This window comes from Nostoc sp. DSM 114167 (assembly GCF_052692655.1).
Genome location: NZ_CP195116.1, coordinates 127,931 through 139,207 on the forward strand (window position 1 = coordinate 127,931; position 11,277 = coordinate 139,207).

Annotated in this window: 9 protein-coding genes; 3 read left to right on the plus strand and 6 right to left on the minus strand. The window is 44.5% G+C overall.

Annotation, left to right across the window (positions count from 1 at the left end; translation table 11 throughout):
* Positions 1-26 precede the first annotated feature (26 nt).
* A complete protein-coding gene (locus NSTC731_RS00600; RefSeq protein ID WP_445629152.1) occupies positions 27-497 on the minus strand; it encodes a DUF29 domain-containing protein in 471 nt (156 codons plus the stop codon).
* A gap of 131 nt (positions 498-628) precedes the next feature.
* Between NSTC731_RS00600 and NSTC731_RS00605 the strand changes: the two genes are divergently transcribed.
* Positions 629-928, plus strand: coding sequence for a 30S ribosomal protein PSRP-3 (locus NSTC731_RS00605; RefSeq protein ID WP_013190996.1), 300 nt, complete (start codon positions 629-631; stop codon positions 926-928).
* 10 nt (positions 929-938) lie between these two features.
* Here the strand turns inward: NSTC731_RS00605 and NSTC731_RS00610 are convergent, their stop codons facing one another.
* The 4 genes from NSTC731_RS00610 to atpD form a co-directional block, all read right to left on the minus strand.
* Positions 939-2,717 (minus strand): protein kinase domain-containing protein, encoded by a 1,779-nt coding sequence (locus NSTC731_RS00610; protein WP_445632249.1) that lies wholly within the window; start codon positions 2,715-2,717, stop codon positions 939-941.
* Between the two features lie 183 nt (positions 2,718-2,900).
* Positions 2,901-5,018: an SPFH domain-containing protein gene (locus tag NSTC731_RS00615; RefSeq protein ID WP_445629153.1), complete on the minus strand. Its 2,118-nt coding sequence runs from the start codon at positions 5,016-5,018 to the stop codon at positions 2,901-2,903.
* 259 nt (positions 5,019-5,277) lie between these two features.
* Positions 5,278-5,691 (minus strand): ATP synthase F1 subunit epsilon, encoded by a 414-nt coding sequence (gene atpC / locus NSTC731_RS00620; RefSeq protein ID WP_322696958.1) that lies wholly within the window; start codon positions 5,689-5,691, stop codon positions 5,278-5,280.
* A gap of 180 nt (positions 5,692-5,871) precedes the next feature.
* Entirely contained in the window at positions 5,872-7,320 is a 1,449-nt protein-coding gene (atpD, locus tag NSTC731_RS00625) for a F0F1 ATP synthase subunit beta (protein ID WP_322710336.1), read from the minus strand.
* Between the two features lie 568 nt (positions 7,321-7,888).
* Here atpD and NSTC731_RS00630 point away from each other — a divergent pair.
* Positions 7,889-8,713 (plus strand): SirB1 family protein, encoded by an 825-nt coding sequence (locus NSTC731_RS00630; RefSeq protein ID WP_445629154.1) that lies wholly within the window; start codon positions 7,889-7,891, stop codon positions 8,711-8,713.
* A 126-nt stretch (positions 8,714-8,839) separates the two neighbouring features.
* Here NSTC731_RS00630 and NSTC731_RS00635 read toward each other — a convergent pair whose 3' ends face one another.
* Positions 8,840-9,283, minus strand: coding sequence for an SRPBCC family protein (locus NSTC731_RS00635; RefSeq protein WP_445629155.1), 444 nt, complete (start codon positions 9,281-9,283; stop codon positions 8,840-8,842).
* Between the two features lie 287 nt (positions 9,284-9,570).
* Between NSTC731_RS00635 and NSTC731_RS00640 the strand changes: the two genes are divergently transcribed.
* On the plus strand, positions 9,571-11,247 hold the full coding sequence (locus NSTC731_RS00640; protein ID WP_445629156.1) for a mechanosensitive ion channel: 1,677 nt from the start codon (positions 9,571-9,573) through the stop codon (positions 11,245-11,247).
* Positions 11,248-11,277 lie beyond the last annotated feature (30 nt).

Genomic DNA, 11,277 nt, shown 5'->3' on the forward strand with positions numbered 1-11,277 from the left:
GTAAAATATTTTAGATCGGGTTGAAATTATGACTCAGGTAAAAAATCGGGATTGAGGGCTTGCTCTGGTGTAAAGGGAGATTCTTCGGGGAAGATAGCCAAATGCAATTCAGTTTCATCGGCAGCCAAGAGTCTAGCATCGTCATAACACAGCCCAAAAACCTCATAAAAATATGGTTTGAGGCTAGGACTTTCTTCTAGAGCTTGTCTGAGGCGTTTGCGATGCTCCCGAATTGTTGCTCGCCAACTACCAGAGCGCTTCTCGGCTTGATATTTATACTTCAATAGATGCATTAGCACTACTTCCAAGTTGCTTCTGAGTGCTTTCTTTTCACTCCTGCCCATTGTTTCAATTTCATCAATCAAATTCTCTAAATCCAGTTCTGTGAGCCGACCTTGCTTGAGCAGTTCTGCCGTGGTTTGAATCCACAGGTAAAAGTCTTGCTCATACAAAGAAGAACCAGATGTTATTTGAGATTGGGGCAGTTGAGCAGTCATAAGCATCTTTATTTAGCGCCGACTAAACCTTATGCTAGCCCATTCTCAATCAGTGTTTGGTCATTTGATAGGGTATTGCGTTAAAATAAGCGATCGCTATCCTAAATGCCCGGAAATTCCCGGAGGTGTGATTGACCAAGTTTATTTTGAAAATTCTGTGGTTAGACGAGAACGTTGCTCTCGCAGTCGACCAAGTTGTAGGCAAAGGCACCAGTCCCTTGACTAAGTACTTTTTTTGGCCCAGAAATGATGCCTGGGAAGAGTTAAAAAAGGAATTAGAGTCCAAACATTGGATTACTGACGTGGATCGTGTCGAGTTGCTTAACAAAGCAACAGAAGTGATTAACTACTGGCAAGAGGAAGGTAGAAACCGTCCAATGGCAGAAGCTCAATTGAAATTTCCAGAAGTTGCCTTTACAGGTAGCGCTTGATATTACAAAATTAGCTATTGTCCTGTTCTACAAGCTGCCACAGTTTGATAGTCTTGTCCCGGCTGCCGCTTGCAATTAATTGTGTAACTTTGCTTACAGCAACAGCAGATACTGAGTCTACATGACCAGAGAGAGTAACAATCTCTTCTGCTGTGCTTACCCTCCAAAGTTTAACTGTTTTGTCGCAACTTGCACTTAGGAGTGTTTCGCCATCGGCAGTAAAAGCCACAGCCACCACAGACCAAGAATGGCCTACAAGCGTGCAAATTAGCTGACCAGTGTTTACCTCCCACAATTTAATAGTGTTATCATCACTACCGGTCGCCAAAATTTGACCATCAGGACTAAAAGCGACTGTCAAAACCGCCCATGCATGACCCGAAAGGGTGCCTAATAAGCTAGGGAAATCAGGCAAGGGGGCAGGCTTGCCCCCTGCTCCCCTGCCTCTTGTTGGTATCTGCCACAAGCGAATTGTTCTGTCATAACTAGCGCTGGCTAAAAGCTGTCCTTGGGGACTAAATGCCACTGAATTTACCTTTAATTGATGTCCGGCTATAGTGCAAATTTCTCTGCCAGTATTGACATCCCAGAGTTTGATTGTCTTATCCCAGCTACCACTAGCGAGAATCTGCCCATCTGGACTGAAAGCAACTGATTTTACAGCGTGTGCGTGTCCCCAGAGGGTGCAGATTTCTTTTAATGTCTCAACCTGCCACAATTTGATAGTTTTATCGTCGCTAGCAGTTGCCAGAATTTTCCCGTCAGGACTGAAGGCAACTGATTTTACAGCTTGGGAATGTCCTGATAGGCTAGCTAGGACTTTTTTAGTATTTAAATCCCACAATTTGATGTTTTTGTCATCACTAGCACTGGCTAAAGTTTGACCATCAGGACTAATGGCAAGGGCATTCAGACTACTTAATGTCCCAGAATGCTCAGTTAGGGTATGCAAGCATCGCCAAGGAGGATTTTGGACTTCGACTTCGCTCAGTCGAACGATTTTGCATTCCATACCCATTGCTTGCATAACTGCATCAGCTGATTGAAAGCGACGGTTCACCGCATTTTGCAGTAGTTTGTCGAGAATTTGCGCCAAGGGTAGACTTTTTGAGTCTTGTCGCCAGACATCGCTTACCTTAGTAGTAAGATATTGTTGCCAAACCCAGCAATTATTTGCAATATCAAATAAATCAAAGGGAGAAATCTGGGTAAGTAAGTAAATACAAGTTACACCCAAGCTATATAAATCACTAGCAAAAATGGCTTTTCCCTTTGTCTGCTCTGGTGCAGCGTATTCTGGACTACCGATACTGGTTTCAGATGTTAGCAGATCGATTTCTGTGACGATTTTCGCAGTGGAAAAATCGACTATGACGAAATCTGCCTTGTTGGTAATTGGGGATCTACGGATGATATTTTGGGGTTTAATATTGCGGTGGATGATGTGGCGATCGCTAATAAACTGAAAAACTGGCAACAAATCTTCTAACAGTTGCCAAATCTGAGTTTCATTAAAAGCGCCTTCTTCTTCAACCACCTGAGCTAAATTAGTGCCTGCAATAAACTCCTGCACTAAATAGAAATGCCCATCTTGCTGAAAATAATTTAATAATGCAGGAATTTGCGGATGCTTCCCTAATTTTTCTAGTTGTTGCGCCTTTTGCTCAAAAGTAATAGAAGTCTCGTATGCTTGCGATAATTCTTGAACGACGCAAGGAATTGGAGGAAACTCACCCTCATCTACAGCGAGGAAGGTTTTAGAGAATCCTCCTTTACCAATCCGTTTCATTAAACGATAGCGCTCTTGTAAAAGCAAAATTACTCCGCTAGAGTTACAGCCAGCCAGACCAAATAGAATTCGCGGCGACAGAAACTTAGTCCGCCTCTGCGGACTAAGGAAGAATTGAGGGTTTGAAACCCACGAGGATGGGTTTTGTCTGTATAAATGCGGTTTCTAACCGCCCTTTTAACGTTAAGTTAACTTATCCCCCGGAAAATTCACAACTATAGGTGGATAACCGTTTTCTGTAGTTGGTTGTCCATTGTTAACTACTGGTTGTGGATGCAAAGGTGTTGGTGTCAATTCACCTTTAGCAGTTTGATTCCATAAAATCATGGATAGTAGCCCATCCACTAAACCATTATTGCTACCGTTACTGCCAACTAAGACATCTGGTATCAAGCGGACATTGCGATCGCCGATAATCTGCATTAGTTGCATGGCTGTATAACCTTGTGGCCCCAATGCTTCCACACCAGCGCGGTAGGTTTCAGCTTTGGCGTTACCTGTGGCCCGGATACCTTCGGCCTCAGCAATTGCCCGGAGTTTTGTCCCCTCGGCTTCACCAGTCGCCTGTTTGATTTGGGCTTGGGCTTTCAGGTCAGCTATATGTACGCTTTGCTCTGATTTAACCATTTCTTGCTGAATATTAGCCAGTGCCGTTTCCCGAACAAGCTGCTGGCGTTGGGTTTGCGCCATCTGCTGGACTTCATAAGTCTTACGTTCTTCTTCGGCAATTTTCCGGTCTGTCTGTGTCTGCATTAACGACGCTGGTGGCTGAATATCACCAATCAGGGTGTCGATCGCTTGTACGTCATAAGCCCGCAATGCTGTTTTAATATACTCAGCAGCCTCAGATTGTCGTTCGCTCCGAGCGGTGAGAAAGTCTAATACAGTATAGTCTTGGGCTGAGTTGCGGAAATAATTACCGATGGTTGGTTCTAATACATGGTCTACCAGATTTTGCATGGCACCAACGCGAGAAATTACCTTGGGAGCATCTAAAGCACCCACATGAATAATTTGTGCTACTTCCAAATCAAAGGCAAACCCATCTCGCGATCGCACTGTTAAAGATGCCAGTTTAGCATCATAACTGTGGCGTTCAGTCCGACCTGACCAGTTTAAAACAATGTTGGTCGTTGGCACGAGTTCAATCTTCATAATCCGGGAATTAATCGGGTGCTTACCAGGATATAGCGGTTCGACCCACACACCCTTATGTCCCTGATTCACCAAGTTCCCGTGGGTGAAAGCTGCACCACTGACATCTTGATGTGCTTTACCCACGAAAGAAATTACTACACCTACATACCCAATGGGAATTTCCGTCATCGGCACTTGCTCAACCTGGACAAACCAAGGGTTCAAGTTCCAAGAACCAGAAAGCAATATCTGTTCTTGTAAACCTCGCCGTCCACCGCCATTAATAAATTTCTGACCATTTTGGAAGTTGTCGTGTCCCTCAATTATGGTGCCTGCAAGTTCACCCGCGGAGATTGGTAAACCATCTAAGGTAGTGACAATACCAACTTTGTCCGACGCCAGATTGTACACCCGCAACTGTTCTGGAGCCATGCCATGAGTGCTGGCATTTGCTGCCATGATGACTTTAAACAGGGCGGTATTAATCCGGTACGTACCTGCGGTGAGAAAACCCATCTGCCGCCCTTTTTCACCGCCTTCGGTGAGGAATTTTCGAGCATCTTGGAAGTTGTCGCAACTGACAATTTTCCCCAAAATCCGCTCTGGTGGGTTGGGTTGACCATCTGCTGCCACAATCAAAGCGATTTCGCCTTGAGGAACGACAACTACATACTCTTTTTTTACAGAATACTGCCAAGGCCAATAGCCCCAATGCCAACCAGGAGCTAAAGTATCGGCCTGCAAGCCAGCTTCGCCGTTGAGGGCAATCAAACTGCCGGCGGGGAGTCCGCGCCCGGAAAGGGTAAATTTTCTAACTACAATACCGACTTCACGTTCGCCAATTACTACAAGTCCGCCAAAGAATAAGGGTACAAATATAACTAAACCGCCAACAAGTAGAATTGGAACCACTACAACAGGATTAATTCCAGCCGCTTGATATTGAGTCCTGCTAATTTGTAACTGAGCAATATTTGGTTTGGTCTGATTTAGCTGGACTGATGCAGTAGTTGTTTTTACAGGCGTGGCATTGGCAGAGTGAATACTTCCAGCGATCGCCAGAGATGTTGGCGCAGCCATCGCTAAGGTTGCTACCATCGATGCTGCAAAACGAGCTACCTTATTTTGTTTACGAGTACCAAGTAAAGATGAAAGGCTTTTCATAATCTGTGCCCATCTGGGCAACTAATTAGCTAAGTTAACACTTCACCAAGGCTTGGCTCGATTTCTTAAACTTGACGTAATTTTTTTAAAATTTAATAAACAAGGAGTCAGAATTCAGGATTTAGAATACTCCATCCATTTACGGAGATTTAGCATTTATACAGCATGAATACTGATTTCTGACTCCTGAGTTCTTTTTAAGAAATATTTTGTAGGTTGGGCAAATGTCCAACCTACAAAGTTGAAATAGAAAGTAAAATTAGATCGAACCGCCAGCAGCTTGAAACCGAGCGCGGGCGCGTTTGAAGGCTTGAGTTGCCTGAATTTGAGCTTGGCGATCGTCTGCGGAAACTTGACTTAGACGTGTTTCTGCTTGGTTGTAAGCAGTACGAGCTTCATCAAGGTTAATTTTGTCGCCACGTTCAGCGCCGTTAACCAGAATTGTCACTTCATTCTCTTCGACTTCGGCAAAGCCACCCAAAAGGGCGATCGCTTCCCAATTCTGATTTTTAGCGCCGCGAACTCGCATTACACCAGTATCCAGGGCGGTCAAAAGTGGGGCGTGTCCAGTTAGGATACCTAATTGACCAGTAGTGCTAGGTAAAACTACTTCTTCAGCTGGGGCATCCCAGACTGTTTTATCTGGGGAAATTACACGAACGGTTAATGTCATTTGTCCTTTGTCCTTTGTCCTTTGTCCTTTGTCTTTTGTCCTTTGTCCTTTGTCACTTGTACTGAGCGAAGTCGAAGTATTTGTCATTTGTAATTGCCATTAGTCATTAGCCTTGAACTAATGACTAATGACTAATGATTAATGACCAGTGACCAATGACCAATGACCAATGACTAATGACTAACCTTTGATTTTTGCAGCTTTGGCGATCGCTTCGTTAATATCGCCAACTAAGTAGAAAGCCTGTTCTGGCAGATCGTCCAACTCACCAGACAGAATCTTTTGGAACCCTTTAATGGTATCTTCCAACTTCACGTACTTACCAGGAGAACCGGTGAATACTTCTGCCACAAAGAACGGCTGAGACAAGAAACGCTCAACTTTCCGGGCGCGCGCTACGATCAGACGGTCTTCTTCAGACAATTCATCTAGACCAAGAATGGCGATAATGTCTTGGAGTTCTTTATAACGTTGCAGAGTTGATTGCACCGCCCGCGCCGTATTGTAGTGTTCATCACCAACAATGTTGGGTTGAAGCATGGTGGAAGTCGAACCAAGGGGGTCAACCGCAGGATAAATTCCCTTAGCTGCCAAACCGCGAGACAGTACTGTTGTACCATCCAAGTGAGCGAAGGTGGTAGCAGGTGCGGGGTCGGTGAGGTCATCCGCTGGTACGTACACTGCTTGAATGGAGGTAATCGAACCCTCGGTAGTCGAGGTAATCCGCTCTTGCAGTTCACCTACGTCAGTTCCCAATGTGGGCTGATATCCCACTGCTGAAGGCATCCGACCGAGTAACGCCGATACTTCCGAACCTGCTTGTACAAACCGGAAAATGTTGTCAATAAACAACAGCACATCCTGCTTGTTCACATCGCGGAAGTATTCTGCTACTGTCAATCCTGAAAGACCAACCCGCATTCTAGCTCCGGGTGGTTCGTTCATTTGACCGTAAACTAGAGCAATTTTTGATTCGTTGAGGTTGTCTTTGTTGATAACCCCAGATTCAATCATTTCGTTGTAGAGGTCATTGCCTTCACGGGTGCGTTCGCCCACGCCAGCAAAAACGGATACTCCACCATGCTGAGTAGCGATGTTGTTGATCAACTCCATCATAATCACGGTTTTACCAACACCAGCACCGCCGAATAGACCAATCTTACCGCCGCGTCGATAGGGAGTCAGAAGGTCAACAACTTTAATCCCAGTCTCGAACACGGAAGGCTTTGTTTCCAGGTCGGTGAATTTGGGAGCAGAGCGGTGGATGGGTAAACTTGCCTCAGCATTTACAGGGCCCCTGTTATCCACAGGTTCGCCAAGGACGTTGAAAATCCGACCCAAAGTGGCTTTACCAACTGGCACGTTAATGGGAGCGCCTGTATCGGTGACTTCAAAACCGCGCACTAAGCCTTCGGTGGAACTCATCGCAACAGTCCGCACTTGGTTGTCGCCCAGCAGTTGCTGTACTTCAACGGTGAGATTGATTTCCTGTCCACCTTCGTTGGTGCCAACGATTTTCAAAGCGTTGTAGATTTGTGGCAATTTCCCGCCGGGAAATTTAACGTCTACAACTGGGCCAATGATTTGGGTAATGTAGCCAATGTTTGTTTTTTCTGCGGTTGTGACCATGCTGCGCCTAATGATTGAAGCTATTTTTCAGATAAGGTCGGAGAAGACATAAGAATAAGCAATGTCACCTTTCACTCTAGCATCGGACGGGGACATAACTCTCTTAGTAATTCCTTAAAAAGGAGTTTGGCAGTTGGGGTTGTAGTCCTCATCCTGACCAGATTGACAGAATACGCTCAAGTTTATCTTAATTTCATTTTTCAAATGCGATCGCCCTAGTTTTAACGCATTGTATCAAAAAATACTATTACCCCAAATTATTTAAATATTTCTACTTATAGGTAAAAAGCTAGATATTTGATATCTAACTTCTGCCTTGAAATAATGCATATTTTTATTACATCATATGCTTTATGTGGATACAGTCCATCAAAGACATCACCAACACAGCATTTACTTAAAGTTAGTTAGTAATAGATATATAAAGCTATCTATAAAATACATTTCCAAAACTTCTGAATATCCATAAGATGAAGATAGATATAAAAAACAGCTTTTAGCCAAGCCGCGATGCCAGAGTTAGGCGTACCTGCGGCTTCATCCTCATACCTCCACCGAGCAACAGCTTATGAATTTATCGTCAGCACGACAATATTTTTACCAGGAGATTCAGCAGTCTGACGAGCAAATTGATCTAGCAAAGGCAGCATTGTACATTGCACAAGAAGAATATCCCAAGCTAGACCCAGAGGAATATCTCAACGCCCTTGATACAATGGCATGGGAGCTTCAAGAACGTCTGCCTGATTCAAGATATCCTTTGCGGATAGTTCAAACTATTAATCAGTATCTCTACGAAGATTTAAAATTTTCTGGTAATAAAATTGACTATTACGATCCGCGCAACAGCTTTTTCAATGATGTAATCGATCGCCGATTGGGGATTCCCATTACCTTAGCGCTGGTTTACCTGGAAGTTGCTCGACGGATTGATTTTCCAATGGTCGGTATAGGTATGCCAGGACATTTCCTGATCCGCCCAGATATTCCTGATATAGAGATTTTTGTGGATGCCTTCAATGGCGGTGAAATAATATTTCCCCAAGATTGCGAGGAACGCCTATCTCAACTTTATCAGCAACCTGTGACGCTACAACCAGAATTTTTAGCTGTAGTTAGTAATCGGCAATTTTTGGCCCGGATGTTGACAAATTTAAAATTTATTTACCTCAAACAGCAAGAGTTAGAAAAAACACTGGCAGCAGTCGAACGAATTTTGTTGTTGTTTCCTGGTTTAACTTTAGAATTGCGCGATCGCGGTTTGATCTACTATCAACTCGGTTACTACCCTCAAGCCATAGACGACTTACAAAATTATTTAGCAAAAGTTCCCGATGCCGAGGATGCATCTGTGATTCGGCGGCTACTTACCGAATTGAGTAAAGACAAGTAGGGAATGGGGAGTGGGGACTGGAGACTGGGAAAATTTTAGTAAGCCAATGACAAATGACTAATACTTCGGCTCCCTTCGACTACGCTCAGGGCAAGTCGCTCAGTACAAGTGACTAATGACTAATGACTAATTTTGTTCTTCTGCAACTCGTTTGAGGCGGCGCAGCTGGGCTTGCATATCTTCTTTTGTCCAAGACGCAGCAAAAGTGTTAAAACCCCAACTAATTAAAGGGTTAGGGATATCGTACTCAAAGCGGTTGAGTAGGCGCGTTCCCTTTTCTGTTGGCTGACATTCCCAGCGATCGCGCCCTTGAAAAAACCCCTGAAATTCCCAGACTATCAAACCCGGTTGTCGTTCTACAACTACGCTATTCAGGGTGGGTTTTAGTAGAGGAATTTGAATAATAAAACGACTTTTACTGCCGACATCCGTACTCCAAGCTTCGCCCACAGGTTCGCAACGGAGAACGGGGTTGAGCCAACGGTGCATGAGAGCTAAATCGCTAATACAGCGCTCCACCACTGTAGCTGTAGCATTAATTTGAATCGATTGTTCCAAAACTTGGGACATTCCACATCTTTAGTGCTGTTGCTGCAATTAGAGTAACGCAAAATTCAGCAAAGTGGGAGCAGGGGAGTGAGGGAGTGAGGAGACAAGGGGACAAGGAGATAAACAAAACTCCTAACTCCTAACTCAGCACGGGCTAAACGCCCCGCTTCCGCTAACAGCACTCAGCACTGCCAATGCCCGTATTTAAATCAAATATGAGTAAATATGTATGTTTTTACTGGTAAATTGATAGGCAAAACACTGACTCAGTGTTTGCGGCGAATACTTAAGCATAATTCCCGAAAACCATGAACACAACTTGGCAAGAAATAACCCAGGTGATGTCTACGACGGGCTACGCCTATGGAGTTGGTTTATCCACAAGGGTGCAGCAATTTTTGGCACAATCATCGCCCAGCCTGCAACCAATACAACCAGCAGTGAATCAAGGAATCGCTGATGTGCAAGGTATTGTTCAACAATTGATTCTATTTACGCCTCGTCTTTTAGGGGCGGTAGCAATTTTATTGGTAGGTTTGCTAATTGCCTTCGGCGTAGCGGCACTGACACAAGGAATTCTCAAGCGCACAAACATAGATAATCGCATTGCTGCTGGCGTAACGGGTCGTCAAGATGTTCCCCAAGTGGAGAAATTAATCTCCGGCTTAGTCTTTTGGAGCATTATCTTGTTGACGGCGGTAGCTGTTTTACAGGCATTAGATTTAGAGGTAGCCTCTCGACCCCTGAATAGTTTTCTCGATCAACTTATTGGCTTTTTGCCAAAGTTGGTTGGTGCAGGAATCCTTTTGATAACTGCTTGGTTTTTAGCGACGATTGTGAAGATTATCACTGTGCGCTCATTACAGGCATTTAATCTGGATGAGCGTTTGAATCCAGAACCAGAAGACAGCGCACCCAGCCTCAATCAGCTATCTCTGAGTGAGACAATTGGCAATGCTCTGTATTGGTTTATATTTTTACTGTTTCTTGCCCCAGTTTTAGATACTCTCGGACTCAGGCAGGCTCTACAACCAGTACAAGCTCTAATTACACAAGTTCTGCTAATTCTGCCGAACATTTTAGCGGCGATCTTGATTGCTGTAGTTGGCTGGTTCATCGCTAATATAGTACGGCGGATTGTGACGAATTTGCTGGCGACAACTGGTCTTGACCATTTAGGTAGTCGGTTGGGATTATCTACAAGTGCGGGGGTACAACCTCTATCGAGTATTATCGGCACAATTGTCTATGTTTTGATTCTGATTCCTGTAGCGATCGCAGCGCTGAATGCCTTGCGAATTGATGCGATATCAATACCAGCGATCGCTATGCTGCAACAGATTCTCAACGCCTTACCTGCCATCTTTACAGCCGCAGCAATTTTGATTGTTGCTTATTTCATTGGGCGGTTTATCGCGGACTTGGTTACAAGTATCCTCACCAATTTAGGGTTTAATAACATTTTCACTATTTTGGGTCTGACTACAGCCAGCAGACGAATCGTCATCTCCACAGAATCAGCAACCCCACCGATTCCAACCCGCACTCCATCAGAAGTTGTAGGCATTGTTGCTTTAGTGGGGATCGTGCTGTTTGCGACAGTGGCGGCGGTGAATATCTTGAATATTCCAGCCCTGACAGCATTAGTGTCTGGGATTGTGATTATATTCGGGCGGATTTTGGCCGGATTGGTGATCTTTGCCATTGGCTTATTCTTGGCAAATTTGGCTTTTAACATCATTACCAGTTCAGGCGATCGCCAAGCCCAGATTTTGGGACAAGTGGCGCGGATTGCAATTATTGCCTTAGTCTCGGCAATGGCACTGCAACAGATTGGAGTTGCCAGTGATATTGTGAATTTAGCCTTTGGACTTTTACTAGGTGCGATCGCAGTTGCTATTGCCCTAGCTTTTGGTCTTGGAGGGCGCGATATTGCAAGAGAGCAAGTTCAAGAATGGCTAAACTCTTTCAAAGGTAGAAACTAAAAATTGATCGAGGCGCAATTTCATCTGTAA